This is a genomic window from Bacillus sp. BHET2, from assembly GCF_005938125.1.
GTDB lineage: Bacteria > Bacillota > Bacilli > Bacillales > Bacillaceae_B > Rossellomorea.
The window spans coordinates 896,294-909,521 of record NZ_VCQN01000001.1 but is presented as its reverse complement, the minus strand read 5'-3'; the positions used below and the strand labels follow the sequence as shown (position 1 = coordinate 909,521).

General features: G+C 39.0%; 12 protein-coding genes and 1 pseudogene. 12 read left to right on the top strand and 1 reads right to left on the bottom strand.

The window, feature by feature from the left end; all coding sequences use genetic code 11:
• The first annotated feature begins 85 nt into the window (after positions 1-85).
• From FGG79_RS04760 to FGG79_RS22400, 6 genes and pseudogenes are all read left to right on the top strand, one after another.
• On the top strand, positions 86-466 hold the full coding sequence (locus FGG79_RS04760; protein ID WP_171050806.1) for a CidA/LrgA family protein: 381 nt from the start codon (positions 86-88) through the stop codon (positions 464-466).
• The gene (locus tag FGG79_RS04755) at positions 450-1,136 is read left to right on the top strand and encodes an LrgB family protein (protein WP_138776591.1); all 687 of its coding nucleotides are present in this window, start codon (positions 450-452) and stop codon (positions 1,134-1,136) included. The genes FGG79_RS04760 and FGG79_RS04755 overlap by 17 nt, the downstream gene beginning before the upstream one ends.
• Positions 1,137-1,214: 78 nt before the next feature.
• The gene (locus FGG79_RS04750; protein WP_138776590.1) at positions 1,215-2,462 is read left to right on the top strand and encodes a DUF2254 domain-containing protein; all 1,248 of its coding nucleotides are present in this window, start codon (positions 1,215-1,217) and stop codon (positions 2,460-2,462) included.
• A gap of 133 nt (positions 2,463-2,595) precedes the next feature.
• Positions 2,596-3,339 carry a type I methionyl aminopeptidase gene (map, locus tag FGG79_RS04745; RefSeq protein ID WP_138776589.1) on the top strand — a complete coding sequence of 248 codons (744 nt, stop codon included), beginning with the start codon at positions 2,596-2,598 and terminating at the stop codon, positions 3,337-3,339.
• A gap of 322 nt (positions 3,340-3,661) precedes the next feature.
• Positions 3,662-4,186, top strand: a pseudogene (locus FGG79_RS22405) (protoglobin domain-containing protein); the annotation flags it as partial.
• 15 nt (positions 4,187-4,201) lie between these two features.
• On the top strand, positions 4,202-4,948 hold the full coding sequence (locus FGG79_RS22400; protein WP_481747265.1) for a methyl-accepting chemotaxis protein: 747 nt from the start codon (positions 4,202-4,204) through the stop codon (positions 4,946-4,948).
• A 57-nt stretch (positions 4,949-5,005) separates the two neighbouring features.
• Here the strand turns inward: FGG79_RS22400 and FGG79_RS21675 are convergent, their stop codons facing one another.
• Positions 5,006-5,161 (bottom strand): DUF8096 family protein, encoded by a 156-nt coding sequence (locus FGG79_RS21675; RefSeq protein ID WP_171050805.1) that lies wholly within the window; start codon positions 5,159-5,161, stop codon positions 5,006-5,008.
• Between the two features lie 387 nt (positions 5,162-5,548).
• Here FGG79_RS21675 and FGG79_RS04735 point away from each other — a divergent pair, with 387 nt between their 5' ends.
• The 6 genes from FGG79_RS04735 to FGG79_RS04710 all read left to right on the top strand — a co-directional run bounded on the left by FGG79_RS04735 (position 5,549) and on the right by FGG79_RS04710 (position 13,187).
• Positions 5,549-6,334, top strand: a complete 786-nt coding sequence (locus FGG79_RS04735) for a 3D domain-containing protein (RefSeq protein ID WP_138776587.1) — start codon at positions 5,549-5,551, stop codon at positions 6,332-6,334.
• Between the two features lie 456 nt (positions 6,335-6,790).
• On the top strand, positions 6,791-7,360 hold the full coding sequence (locus tag FGG79_RS22255; RefSeq protein WP_138776586.1) for a 3D domain-containing protein: 570 nt from the start codon (positions 6,791-6,793) through the stop codon (positions 7,358-7,360).
• Between the two features lie 677 nt (positions 7,361-8,037).
• Complete coding sequence (locus FGG79_RS04725; protein ID WP_138776585.1) at positions 8,038-9,567, top strand: glycine betaine uptake BCCT transporter; 1,530 nt, start codon at positions 8,038-8,040, stop codon at positions 9,565-9,567.
• A 231-nt stretch (positions 9,568-9,798) separates the two neighbouring features.
• On the top strand, positions 9,799-9,924 hold the full coding sequence (locus FGG79_RS04720) for a YjcZ family sporulation protein (RefSeq protein ID WP_106298454.1): 126 nt from the start codon (positions 9,799-9,801) through the stop codon (positions 9,922-9,924).
• A 220-nt stretch (positions 9,925-10,144) separates the two neighbouring features.
• Positions 10,145-10,786: a lytic transglycosylase domain-containing protein gene (locus tag FGG79_RS04715; RefSeq protein ID WP_138776584.1), complete on the top strand. Its 642-nt coding sequence runs from the start codon at positions 10,145-10,147 to the stop codon at positions 10,784-10,786.
• Positions 10,787-10,964: 178 nt separating this feature from the next.
• Entirely contained in the window at positions 10,965-13,187 is a 2,223-nt protein-coding gene (locus FGG79_RS04710) for a DEAD/DEAH box helicase (protein WP_138776583.1), read from the top strand.
• Positions 13,188-13,228: the final 41 nt, after the last annotated feature.

The following is a 13,228-nucleotide window of genomic DNA, read 5'->3' as shown; positions in this document are numbered from 1 at the left end:
TGCTCTTTTCTTATCGTTCCTAATTTACTCGTTTTTGTACCCATTTGTGTTAAAATCGGAAGGAATATTACGAGAGGAGATGCTTATGCAAGCCATTCGAGTCATCATACAGATTACCATTCTTTGCTTATTTTATGAATTGGGCAAGTGGGTTGCAGCGTTCCTCCATTTACCCATTCCAGGAAGCATTATCGGAATGCTTCTATTGTTTCTATTATTGCTGAGTGGTGTGGTGAATGAACGTTTACTTATTGACGGGTCAGGGTTCTTTTTAAGACACTTCTCCTTCTTTTTCCTTCCGTTATCCGTTAGTGCCATCGTCTTGGGTTCGTATTTTAAAGAGTATGGCTGGAAACTGATTATCATTCTTTTCGTTAGCGCATTAATTGGCTTCGTTAGCACAGCTCTATCTGCAGATCGTTTAATCAAGTGGAAGGAGAAAAGGAAACATGGTCCATCTTATTAGCATCTTACTCGCTTTGTCCATTACATTCATCTACTTTTTCATTGCAGTTAAGATACATCGTCTTTGGCCCAATCCCTTTACGATTCCTATCTTTATCAGTACCATTGCGCTTATCATTACATTACTCGTCGTGGATCTTCCTTACGAACAGTATGCGGATTTAACTTCCCTCATTACTTATCTACTGGGTCCCGCAACTGTAGCACTTGCGTATCCTCTTTATCAGCACAGAAAATTGATGGTGGAAAACTTTCAGCCTATCGTTTTCGGAATTCTGGTTGGAAGTGGGTTGTCAATGCTTGTGACCTATTATTTAAGCATTTGGTTAGGCATACCATCTGCCTGGAGCAGATCGTTATTAATAAAAACCATTACGACCCCTGTTGCTGTCGATATCGGGCAAGTAATCGGTGCAAAGATACAAGTAATTCCAACTGTCGTTATTGTCACAGGGATGATAGGGGCAATGACGATCCCGTCCATTCTCAATATGATGGCCATCAAACATCCTATAGCAAGAGGGCTTCCATTCGGTGTCATTTCCCATGGTGTAGGAACTGCTCAGGCCATTAAAGAAGGAGAAAGAGAGGGTGCCGTAAGTGGAGCTGCCATGGCATTGACGGCAACGATCATGTCGTTTATTATTCCTATTCTGTTTCTTTTGGTTTGATATTTTCATTGAGGGAGAAACTAATGTAGGAAGTACCATTATGTCTAAGGGAGAGGCAAACCTGTGAAGAGGATTCTTATGAACATGCGAAAAGGAATATGGATTGTTCCTGCTCTCTACAGTGTAGGTTCATTGGCTTTAGCCATTGTCACGGTATCTTTGGATACATACTGGATACACAAACTTGAACCGTTTTTGCCTGTTATCATGCTCACCAGCATCGATCTTGCGCAAACGGTCCTTAGTGCGATTGCGTCTTCCTTACTTACAATGACTACGTTTACTTTTTCGACTGTAATGGTTGTGTTAACAACATATTCGTCTCAGTTCTCACCAAGAACGCTTCAAAATTTCGTTAAAGATAAAACAACGATGAGGGGGCTAGGCATATTTCTTGGGGGCTTTATTTATTCGATTATTTCTTTGTTGTTTATGAGACAAAGTCTGGAGGAGCATCTTGTATCTTCTGCTTTTATTGGTGTTCTCTATGCAATAGTTTGTTTAGCTTTTTTCGCCTATTTCATACACCATATTGCAACCTCCATTCAGATAAGTCGTTTAATCGAGGGATTAGAGGGGGAAGCACTAAACGTAATTGAGTATTATCACAAAATTCAGGAAAATCAAATTGTGAAACCTTACAAGACCATTCCTAATCAGTATGAAAAGGGATCTGAATTTCCCGCCCATAAATCAGGCTTTATTCAATACATAGATTTCCATGCCATTGTCAATAGCGCTGCCAAGAGTAAAGTACTGATCAATTTTGAAAAGTGCGTTGGTGATTTTGTAAAAAAAGGAGAAGTCCTTTTACACATTCACGGAGAGGATGACGGTGAAGAAGACTATGGATCATATATTTATATAGGAAGAGATCGGATGGGGGAATACGATCTCGCTTATTCTCTACAGAAAATTGTAGAAGTTGCCTTAAGAGCCATCTCTCCAGGAATCAATGATCCAAATACAGCAAGGGATTCTATTAAATATTTAGGGCTCATTTTGAGCGAAACCAATTCCTTACAGGACGGCATCGTGACGTTACATGATGAGAACCAGCGTCCACGAGTATTGGTAACACTCTTTTCCTTCAACCAAATTCTTTATCATAGCTATTATCAGATCGTTCATTATGGAAAAGGAGATATTTCCGTGATATTATCCATTATGGATTCACTGATTATGATTTATCGTGAAGTCCCTGAGGAACGGAAACGTATTGTGTACGACTTTCATAATTATGTGATGCATGGAATGGATATGGATCAAATGCAGGAGTGGGATTTATATTACTTAAATGAAAAAATCGAGAAATTGAAAACCTGAAAAAGGAATCGATAGAGATGTTGACTGTCGTATGTTGAATTATTATGAATGAAGGACGGGAGCTTTCACTTTAAAAACAGGGGATGTTTATGTATAGTAAGGGAAGGAAATTTAAAAAGAGAAGGAAGATTTTATGATTGTTAAAACAGATGAAGAATTACAGGCATTAAAAGAAATCGGCCGGATTGTGGCCATGATTCGTGATGAGTTACGATCCCACACAAAAGCAGGAGTGACCACCAAAGAGCTAGACGAGATGGCCGGAAAGTTATTTGAGCAAAATGGTGCCATTTCAGGACCTAAAGGAGAGTACGATTTCCCCGGATTTACGTGTATTAGTGTGAATGAGGAAGTCGCTCATGGGATTCCAGGGGAACGAGTGATTAATGAGGGTGACCTTGTCAATATCGATGTTTCCGGTTCTAAAAATGGTTACTATGCAGATACAGGCATATCATTTGTTGTTGGTGAAGGAGATCCTAAACTAACAGATTTATGCGAGGCTGCATTAAAATCGTTTGAAGCTGGACTTCAAAAAGCAAGAGCCGGATCCAAACAAAATGGGATCGGAAAAGCGGTTAATAATGAAGCCAGAAAAAATGGGTATACGGTTATCATGAATCTGACTGGCCATGGGGTTGGCCGATCCCTTCATGAAAAACCAGATCATATTCTCAATTATTTCGATCCGTGGGATAACGCGTTACTCAAAGAAGGGATGGTCATCGCATTTGAACCATTCGTCTCAACGAAAGCGCAGAACGTGGTGGAAAAAGGTGACGGATGGACCTACATTACCCCTGACAACAGTCTGGTAGCCCAAATCGAACACACCATCATCATAACCCGTGATGAACCCATCATATTAACCAAATAATTTAAAGAGGGACGGACCTCGATTCCTAGGACTAGCTCCTAGGATCATAGGTCCGTCCCTCTTTGTGTATAAGTTTTGTATAACTTGAGGGGCAATAGGAAAAGAATGGCGGAGCTTTGTTGGCTTAAGGATTATTTGGGTTTGACTGGATTTGTTTGTTTGTAGATATGTAATGGAATCAGGGTTAAGTGAATTTTTGAAAGATTAGTAACAAAATGATTGTCATAGGAAAAAAGTTGGGTTAAAGTAGAGGTATTAGTGTTGTACAAAAATTATACAAATCAAACAAAAAATAACATTTTATATCGGAGGCAACCTCAAAATGGCAGTATTATTCTCGAAGAAATCTAAAACTGAAACGGTGATCATGCCGACATCAAACGTCATTGTCCTGCAAAATCAGAAATTGAATGAAAGACTTCATTATATGCAATTTCAGGAACATCATTTACATGAATTGAGAGAAGTTCTACCTGTATATGACCAACTAGCAGATACATTGCTCGATACTGTTCTCGATCATTTTTACAAGCATCCAAGTTTAGTTGAAATCGCTGATAATCATTCAAGTCGAGCAAGATTAAAGAAGGTCTTTCATGAATATTTCCGTTCTTTATTTTCTGGTGAATTAAATGAAGAATATTTTGCTATGAGGGAACGTATGGGAAAAACACATAATCGGAATGGAGTTACGATCGACTGGTTTATTTCCACCTACACCACAATCCAGCATTTATTAATTCCAAAAATCGTGGAGCTTTATCAAAACGAGCCTTCCAAACTCGCTTCGGTCTTAGTTGCAATTGATCATGGGATTCATCTGGATGCGAGCATTGTGTCCGAATACTATATTCAAAGCAGAATGGATGAACTGGAGAAACTCCATCATGAGAACGAGGCGCTCCAAGTAGAAATGCTAAACATGAATACAGAATTGGGTTCATCCTTAAAGCAAACAGAACAAAGCTTGAATGAGACGGCAACGAAAGCTGAAAGCATTCGAGCTGAATCGGAAAATACTGAAAAGAGCAGCAAAAATCTCCTTCAGCTTTCTAAAATGAACAAAGACCAAACGGATAATATGATCGATAGTTTCGGTGTCATCACGGAGCAAATCAAAACACTCCTAACTGAGATTCAAGGGGTGAAAACGATCGCAGAGCAGATTACTCCGCTCTCTAACTCCATCCAACAAATTGCGGAGCAAACAAATCTTCTTGCATTAAATGCTTCCATTGAAGCCGCTAGGGCGGGGAATGAAGGCAGGGGATTTGCAGTTGTTGCTTCAGAAGTTAGAAAGCTAGCGGAAGATTCAAAGGAACTTAGCACGTCCATTCATCAGCTTGTTAATGAAAGCAATAAACAAATCGGTGTAGTGTCTAATCGAGTCCGTAATATGACGGACTTAACCGAGAATTCCCGTAAGGAAATCGGGAATGTTCAAAGCGGGATCATGACAGTCCAGATGGAAATGGAAAACTATATGGATATGTTCAAACGAAATAAAACAGAATTAAATCATATAGTAGAAGCAATCAGACAGATTAATCATACGACAGACGAACTTGTACAGTTCGCTTCGACTATTATTCATAAGATAAACAAATAGAAAAAAGGAAACCGCACTGGTCGGTTTCCTTTTTTCTATTTGTTAAACACAATCAACTTAAACGATTTTTGTTTTACCGCATTCTTGACACTTACGATAAAATTTCCCATCTAATACGTTGGATTTAAAGATATTATTGCCGCAATCACAGCGACCACTATGTTCGTCTGGGTCATCTTTATAAAGTACAATATTTTCGTCTTGGTTTTCCATGCGAATATTCCTCCTGTAAAACATCTCTTTTATTAGTATAGAGGGAAGAGTTCTTCTTGTTAAGATAAAATCCTTTCCCTATGATAAATAATAAAGTTTCTTGAACTAATTCCACTTGCAGAATTCCAATCTTCCTATCGTTAATATGAAAAGAATCTCTTATTAACATCCATAAATATCCTCTAAAACTAAAATATTCTTTTATTATTACCTTAATATTCTTCATTAGGATATCTTGTGCAGGAAATCGCTTTCTATTACAATGGTGAAATATTCTTGACGCACGATGTTAAAGTTCCTGTTATTGTATTGAGATTTTCATATGTTAGTATTTTCTCTGTTAGCAAAAATAAATAAACCGCTAGCTACATAAGGAGGAATTTTTCTATGAAACTAAAAAAATCGATTATTTCTGTGGCTGCATTTACAACCCTTGCAGTATCTGGTGGAGCTAGCGCTTCAGCACAAGACATAGAGGTAAAAAAAGGTGACACATTATGGGGACTTGCGAAAGAATACGGAACTTCAGTTGATCAACTTAAAACATGGAACAACTTGAGTTCACACATAATCTATCCTGATCAAGAACTTACCGTTTCTTCTAAGGAATACTACACAGTGAAAAAAGGTGACACACTTTGGGGAATTTCTTCTCAATATGGAGTTTCAGTTGATAGCTTAATAGGATGGAATGCCCTTGAAAGCGACCTTATTGTCCCTGGACAAGAATTAATCATCAATCTAGACGATAAGAAAGCACCTTCAGCTACTGCAAATACTTCTGAGACAGCAGCTACGCCTGCTCCAGAGCAAGAAGCAGAAGTAGCTCCAGAAGCTGAAGCGCCAGCAGCAGAACCAGCTGCACAAGAAGAATCAGTAAAAGAAATAACTGTTGAAGCAACTGCTTATACAGCGGATTGTGAAGGTTGCTCAGGTACAACAGCAACTGGCGTTAACCTAAAAGAAAATCCAGATGCAAAAGTTATCGCGGTAGACCCGGATGTTATTCCACTTGGATCTAAAGTGTATGTTGAGGGTTACGGCTATGCAACTGCAGAGGATACTGGGGGAGCCATCAAAGGAAACCGAATTGATGTATTTATCTCTTCACAAGACCAAGCTACTGATTGGGGAAGAAAATCAGTAAATGTAAAAATTCTTGAAACAAAATAATAGATTAAAGACCACTGGGATTTCCCGGTGGTCTTTTTATATTTCTACAACTTATGGAGAAGTCTATGAAATTTCTCTACAATTATCCTTATTAAACGTTCTTTATGCAAAGAATGCTGTTATCTTAAATAGTATCTGTTACCAGGCTCATTTATTCAGTTTGTGCCGGGATACTCAAGGAACTCTCCGGATATTTTAAATAAACGGAATCCATTTACTAGTCATAGAACTCTACCTCACCATCCTTTTAAATACATAAATCACCTACAACTTATTCCATAGTATGAAATTGTTTACAACCTAATCCCCATAGTAGAAAGAAAAATATAAATATTACAAGGTTGTCATCTAATTGTTATTGGTTTATAAACAGTTTGTTATGCTTCTGAGGTATGTCTATGTTACTATTTCATCTGTTGGTTTCTTAACCAAACATAAAAGGAGGAATCTTACAAGATGAAAAAAGTATTATTTTCCATTTTTTCCTTCACAGTTTTTCTTTCATTGGGACTTATTTCTGCTTCTGCAGAAAGTAACGATACTAGCATAAATGATTATCATAATATAGAAAAAGGCGATATCCTCTGGGAGATTGCCAATCGCTATCATGTATCGATTGAAGAAGTAGTCACACGTCAACAATTACTTGAAGAAGGCTTTGCTGTGAATAACGAATCAGAAGAGGCACAAGCTGTAAAAGCTGTTAAAACAACCGATTCTAAAGAAGATGTTGTGAAAGAGATAGACATTACGGCTACTGCTTATACTGCCCATTGCGAAGGGTGTATTGGTATAACAAAGACGGGTGTAGATTTAATCGAGAACCCGGATGCTAGAGTTATCGCCGTTGATCCTACCATCATACCTTTAGGTTCCAAAGTGTATATTGAAGGCTATGGTTATGCCCGCGCAGAAGATACTGGAGGAGCTATTAAAGGGAAACGTATCGATATTTATATGGAAAAAGAGGAAGATGCCCTTGAATATGGGGTTAGAGATGTGAAAGTGAAAATCATTAAAGAATAGACTCAGTAAGGACGCCAATCATGTGGCGTCCTTTTTTACTTTGATTACTATTTTTCTTTAAAATCATTTGAGATTTATTTAGTATGTTTCCTCAATCGACATCTTACTATTTATGATTTAAAAAAGGTGAAGAAACCATCCGTATTTATAGTAAGTAAAATTCCCAATTGATTCTTCTCTTGAAGAAGACCTTATATGAAAGAGTTATTCTTACAAATCCCTTTCTTCCTATAAGTATAATCATGATTCCAATGAATCTTTTTTGTTTTTAGTTCATTTTTTTAACGAAAAAATGAACCGTTTACATTTCCAGTTTCACTATAGGATAATCGTTTGATCACATGTGATCATTGATTTAAAAAGAATAGGAATGAAAAAGAAAAAAAAACAAACACTAAGAAAAAGAATGATGGTTTTTACTTGCAATGATCAACTTTTTTCTGATAGGGTAACAAATGTTGGTTTTATTACAGAGTGACTAGGGAATAGGTAATAAGTAATCATTCCCTTCGCCTCAGAATGCACATTTTCCCATCTGCATTAACTGAGACTCTTTCAACATGTTGGCTATCTACAGCTCGATTACATATTAGAAGATACATCATGCATCGACTGTATGAACCTTCATTCAGAAAAGAGCTACTACAAAATATGAAGATTATGGAAAGGAGAATTTTATGAAGAGAATATCAAGTGTTTTCTGGATTACAGTAGTGTTAGTTGCTGCTGCTGTAACGTATGGAGCAATGGCTCCTAAATCGTTCGAAACCGTGACTGCTAACATGCAAACATTTATTACATCAACATTCGGTTGGTATTATCTTATTTTAGTTACAGTGATTGTTATATTCTGTGTGTTCTTAATCTTTAGTCCCATGGGGACGATCCGATTAGGGAAACCGGATGAGAGGCCTGAGTATACAAAAGGGACATGGTTCGCCATGTTGTTTAGTGCTGGGATGGGAATTGGATTAGTATTCTGGGGGGCAGCGGAGCCGCTGTCTCACTATATGTCACCTCCTATGGCAGAAGGCGGGACAGACCAGGCGATTAAAGAATCAATGCGTTATACATTCTTCCACTGGGGTATTCATGCGTGGGCGATTTATGCCATTGTGGCTTTAGCGCTTGCTTATTTTAAATTCCGTAAAGATGAACCTGGCTTGATTTCATCTACTTTGAAGCCGATCTTTGGTGACAAAGTGAATGGCCCGCTAGGTACTGTCATTGATGTTTTAGCTGTTTTCGCTACTGTTGTCGGTGTAGCAACAACCCTCGGGTTTGGTGCAGCGCAAATTAACGGTGGCCTTTCCTACTTGCTCGGTATTCCAAATAATTTCACCGTTCAAGCGATTATTATCGGGATTGTAACCATTCTGTTCATGATTTCTGCATGGTCAGGATTGAGTAAGGGAATCAAGTACTTGTCCAATACAAATATGGTACTCGCTATCATTCTGTTGGTATTGGTATTCTTTATTGGACCTACTATGTTGATCCTCAATATGTTCACTGATACTATTGGGGCTTATATTCAAAATATAGCTGCTATGAGCTTTAGAATAGCACCATTAAACGCAGAACATCGTTCTTGGATCAACGGTTGGACGATCTTCTACTGGGCATGGTGGATTTCTTGGTCACCATTCGTCGGAATCTTCATCGCCCGTGTATCCAGAGGAAGAACGATTCGCGAATTTTTGATAGGAGTGCTATTATTACCTGCACTTGTTAGCTTTTTCTGGTTCGCAATATTTGGTACATCAGCTATCGAAATGCAGCAAGCCGGTACAGATCTAACTGGTCTTAACACGGAAGAAGTTCTGTTCGCCGTCTTTAACGGATTCGAATGGTCATCAGTCCTTTCTGTTATTGCCATCACATTGATTGGTACGTTCTTTATTACATCTGCCGATTCTGCTACTTTCGTATTAGGGATGCAAACCACATATGGTTCATTGACTCCGCCGAACTATGTGAAATTAACATGGGGACTTGCACAATCTACAGTCGCTCTGATACTGCTTTATAGCGGTGGCCTACAGGCCTTACAGAACGCCTTGATAGTAGCTGCATTGCCATTCTCGATCATTATGGCACTCATGATGGTATCTCTGTATAAGTCTCTGACTCAGGAAAAGAAGGAATTGGGCTTATATATTAAACCTAAGCCTAGAAAGACGAAAGAAACGAAAGAACAAATTTAAAAGAATTCCGGAGCGCCTAGATTTTTCTAGGCGCTTTTTTTATGATTTAAGCGGATTCTTCTAGACATTTTACTCATTTTTTGTATGTTTCAAATAGTGAAATCCCTTTATTTATGGGAATTCATTGACTGATATTCGTTGGTTTGAAAAAGCGTTTTCTGATTTTATTAACCTACAATTTGTCCACTACATACATTAATATCGTAGTAAGATAACTGGAGGTGACTGATGATGTATGGATATGGATACCCTGGATATGGATATGGCTGCGGTGGTGGTGGCTACGCTGGTGGTTTTGCGTTAATCGTAGTTTTATTCATCCTGTTAATTATCGTTGGAGCAGCGTTTGTTTGTTAATCAATAAATAGATGAATAATTGATGGATGACCTCATCTCGTTTCGGTGAAAATCGGCGAGGAGGTCATCTTTTTTTGTCACAATTAGTAAAAGTATGATTGAATGAAGCTCTTAACCGTTTGGGAACAGCTCTTTAAAGTTTACATAATAGATTGCCATTGGGTGCTACTCATATTAAAATACAAGAGGACTCAATAACTCAGTAAAGGATCGACCCTCTATGACTAAAAATCCAACTAAAAAGAAACGTCCTACAAAGAAAAGCCGATCCTCTCCTTTTAGAATCATTCTCATTCCGCTTCTTATCTTAGGAGTGTATTATGCTGTCAATCGAGAGGAGGTTTCTTATCAACTCAGCTCTTTTGGGAAGGAAGAGGTGCCGGCTGAATATATCCCGATTTACAAAGCTGCCGAGGAAGAATACGGCGTCCCGTGGTATTTACTGGCTGCCCATCACCGCGTTGAAACAAAATTTTCAACAATGAAAACACTTGTCTCTCCCGTCGGTGCCGAGGGTCCAATGCAGTTTATGCCTTGTACCTTTGTGGGATGGTCCCACCCTAGCTGTTCTGGACTTGGAAAAGGCAATATCCCAGTTAGAGAGAAAACAGATCCAGACGTTATCGAAAAATATGGCGGATATGGTGTAGATGCAAATGGAGACGGTAAGGCTGATCCGTTTCAATTAGAAGACGCCATATTTAGTGCTGCAAATTATTTGGCTGAAAACGGGGCAGCTGATGGAAAAGTTGAACAGGCAGTATTTGCATACAATCACAGCGAACAGTACGTTGAGGATGTCATGTATTACGCTGATCAGTTTGTAAAAGAGAAAGAGAAAAAAACAATAGAGCCGATGTGAAAGATAGCGATGAACCGTGAATGTGAAGACGGTTCTTTTTCTTTTCAATGGGTTCTGTTCCAACCGACATAACCAAGGTATACAAAAATTCTCAATAAGCAATTCAACCTATACGCCCTTCATTTTAATTGATATGATAGTATTTCGTGATTTTTTTGAATGACAAGGGTGATTGAACATGAAAACAACTGACATGATAGAAGAGTGGAAAATGGCTCTTGATATAGAAATTTCACAGCTGAAAAAACGGGAAACCAATGGCATTTCAATCGAAGAAGGCAGATGCATTCGAAAAGAGGAAGAAGCCTATATTTATTGGTTCACGCTTAGTTATCGGGCATTGCTTCCTGAGGGAGGCAGTGTTGTTTATAAGCGAAAGCAATCTTCCTATCAAGGTGTGGTCATCAGTTCTGATGAGCGAGAGTGCATCATAGAGCTTGATCGGTTCCTTGGAGACACCATAACATATGGCCAGCTCCTTCATGAACCTTGGGACAACCTCGTGAAGCTCATGGAACGATTGGATGAAGCAAAGGAAAGACACGGAAAATCACAGCGTATACAACAGGTGATCACTCCGTCTAATGTGATGGGACACCCTCAGTCTGCGTATAAGACCCCTTTGCATGAAGCATATGTAAGAAGTAAGTATAATCCCGTTACTTATTTATGGGGTCCCCCAGGAACAGGGAAGACGTACACTTTAGCCAGAGTGGCATCCTATCACTATTCAGAAGGAAAAAAGATTCTCCTTCTCTCACATAGTAATGCAGCTGTGGATGTATTAATAGAGGAGATGCATCATTTCCTTAGCAATCATGATCGTTGGATTCCAGGGGAAGTGATCCGCTATGGGACCAATCGCAAAATGTACGGTGAAGACGTTACAGATTTAAGTGTTCTTCAATTATTGGAACAACAAGATCCAACTCTTTCAGAGGAAAAGGGAAAGGTTGAAACCTACAGACGAAGGTTGAAAAGTAAATTATCGAAAGTCTATTCATCTTATGACTCAGAAAGATTATCACAACTTGAAGTCCATTATCAAAAAATCAAAGAAAAATTCAAACGTAGGGAAGCAGAACTCGTAACAGAGGCTAAAGTCATCGGCACAACACTCTCGAAAGCTGCAATTGACCGTATCCTGTATGAAAATGAATTTGACCTTGTGATAGTAGATGAGTCAAGCATGGCTTATATCCCGCAAGTGGCATATGCTGCCTCACTCGGAAAGAAGATTATTATTTGTGGAGACTTCAAACAGTTACCGCCCATTTCTACTTCTTTTCATCCCATGGTGGCAAAGTGGCTTAAAGAAGATATCTTTCATTCCGCTCAGGTGGCACATGCGGTAGATAGAGGCTTGAATCACCCTCAGCTCTTATTGCTTCCGGAACAGCGCAGAATGCACCCGAGTATTTCAGCATTTACGAATAAATATATTTACCATTCGAAGGTGGGAGATCACCACTCAGTAGAGGCAATGAGAGCAGGTATTACGAATAAAAATCCTTTTCCTTCCCATGGTGCGACACTTTTCTCTCTTAAAGAAGGGACGGAGTGGGCAGAAACCCAGAAAGGATCTAGGTGGAATGTTCTATCCAGCTTAGTGACAATTCAATTGGCTCTACAAGCATTGGAGGATGGCATCGGTTCAATCGGTATTGTGTCCCCGTACAGAATTCAAGCTAAATGGTATAACCTTTTACTGGATGATTTAGTACAAAGTCCTAAGCGGGGGAATCTATATTCCGCTACGGTTCATGGATTTCAAGGATCGGAAAATGATATGATTCTATTTGATCTCGTTGATGGCGTTTCCCACGGGAAACCGGGTGCTCTCCTCACACGCAAAGGCAGTGAGAGACTTTTAAACGTTGCCATTACAAGGGCGAAAGGTAAGTTGGTCCTTATCGGGAATGATCAATTTATTCAGGAGAAGACTCATCCTTCCAATCCTGCCCATCAATTCATTGATCATCTTCATCGCGATGGCCATAAGGAAAACAGTGAGTCCCTAACCCCTATATCCACAAAGAAAATGAGATGGGAAAAGTCGAACGACCATAGGAAGCTTTCTAAAGATTTTATCTCAGCCAAGCAAGAAATTGTGGTCAATGTAGCCGATGGAAATGATATTCCTCTAGAAATGATGGAAGTATTACAATCAGTGTCAAAGGATAAAAAAGTAATCATCCAAAGCCAGGCACTCACGCCTATACATTCTTCAGGGGGAATCCATGTGAAACAAGCAACGACCATCATTCCGTTCGTAGTGCTGGATAAAAAGGTGATTTGGTTCAATTCTTTCTCAAAGGATCAAAATCAGTTCCCGTACCAAGTAAGAATTCTCTCCAAAAATATTACCGGACAATTCTTGAAGATGACTGAAGAAAAATAAGCGGTGTCCTTATTGAGAGTTCTGTTATCTCTCTGAAAGGA

Bases quoted from the DNA above. Each gene is read 5' to 3' on its own strand.
- FGG79_RS22255 (WP_138776586.1), top strand. From the start codon at position 6,791: ATGAAAAAAGTATTATTTTCCATTTTTTCCTTCACAGTTTTTCTTTCA.
- FGG79_RS04725 (WP_138776585.1), top strand. From the start codon at position 8,038: ATGAAGAGAATATCAAGTGTTTTCTGGATTACAGTAGTGTTAGTTGCT.
- FGG79_RS22400 (WP_481747265.1), top strand. From the start codon at position 4,202: ATGGATGAACTGGAGAAACTCCATCATGAGAACGAGGCGCTCCAAGTA.
- FGG79_RS04710 (WP_138776583.1), top strand. From the start codon at position 10,965: ATGAAAACAACTGACATGATAGAAGAGTGGAAAATGGCTCTTGATATA.
- FGG79_RS04715 (WP_138776584.1), top strand. From the start codon at position 10,145: ATGACTAAAAATCCAACTAAAAAGAAACGTCCTACAAAGAAAAGCCGA.
- FGG79_RS04720 (WP_106298454.1), top strand. From the start codon at position 9,799: ATGTATGGATATGGATACCCTGGATATGGATATGGCTGCGGTGGTGGT.
- FGG79_RS04735 (WP_138776587.1), top strand. From the start codon at position 5,549: ATGAAACTAAAAAAATCGATTATTTCTGTGGCTGCATTTACAACCCTT.
- FGG79_RS04750 (WP_138776590.1), top strand. From the start codon at position 1,215: ATGAACATGCGAAAAGGAATATGGATTGTTCCTGCTCTCTACAGTGTA.
- FGG79_RS04760 (WP_171050806.1), top strand. From the start codon at position 86: ATGCAAGCCATTCGAGTCATCATACAGATTACCATTCTTTGCTTATTT.
- map (WP_138776589.1), top strand. From the start codon at position 2,596: ATGATTGTTAAAACAGATGAAGAATTACAGGCATTAAAAGAAATCGGC.
- FGG79_RS04755 (WP_138776591.1), top strand. From the start codon at position 450: ATGGTCCATCTTATTAGCATCTTACTCGCTTTGTCCATTACATTCATC.
- FGG79_RS21675 (WP_171050805.1), bottom strand. From the start codon at position 5,161: ATGGAAAACCAAGACGAAAATATTGTACTTTATAAAGATGACCCAGAC.